At 64.5% G+C, this 760-nt stretch carries 1 protein-coding gene; it reads left to right on the top strand.

Annotated elements, in window-relative coordinates:
* On the top strand, nucleotides 1–760 hold a 760-nt coding region (locus LQ326_RS47350), incomplete at both ends, for an AMP-binding protein (RefSeq protein ID WP_234545403.1).

The raw sequence follows: 760 nt of genomic DNA on the forward strand, positions 1-760 counted from the left end.
ACACGTCGGGTTCGACGGGGCGGCCGAAGGGTGTGGTGGTGTCGCATGTGGGGTTGGTGAATTTGGGGTTGGCGCAGGTGGAGCGGTTTGGGGTGTATGTGGGTGCGCGGGTGTTGCAGTTTGCGTCGTTGAGTTTTGATGCGGCGGTTTCGGAGTTGTGCATGGTGTTGTGTGGGGGTGGGGTGTTGGTGGTGGCGGGGGTGGGTGGTTTGCCGCCGGTGGTGTCGTTGGGGGAGGTGGTGGCTGGGGCGGGGGTGACGCATGTGACGGTTCCGCCGGGTGTGTTGGCGGTGGAGGAGGGCTTGCTTGGGGGGTTGGAGACGTTGGTGGTGGCGGGTGAGGTGTGTCCGCCGGGGTTGGTGGAGCGGTGGTCGGTGGGTCGGCGGATGGTGAATGCGTATGGGCCGACTGAGGTGACGGTGTGTGCGGCGATGAGTGGTGTGTTGGGTGTGGGGGTGGTGGGGAGTGTGCCGATTGGGCGTCCGGTGCGTAATGTGGGGGTTTTTGTGTTGGATGGGTTTTTGCGTCCGGTGGGTGTGGGTGTGACGGGTGAGTTGTATGTGTCGGGGGTGGGGTTGGCGCGGGGGTATGCCAATCGTTCTGGGTTGACGGCGGAGCGGTTTGTGGCGTGTCCGTTTGTCGGGGGTGGTGGGCGGATGTATCGGACGGGGGATTTGGTGCGGTGGCGGGTGGATGGGCAGTTGGAGTTCGTGGGGCGTGTGGATGAGCAGGTGAAGATCCGCGGGTTCCGGATCGAACT

This window comes from Streptomyces shenzhenensis, assembly GCF_021462265.1.
In the GTDB taxonomy this organism is placed as follows: domain Bacteria; phylum Actinomycetota; class Actinomycetes; order Streptomycetales; family Streptomycetaceae; genus Streptomyces; species Streptomyces shenzhenensis.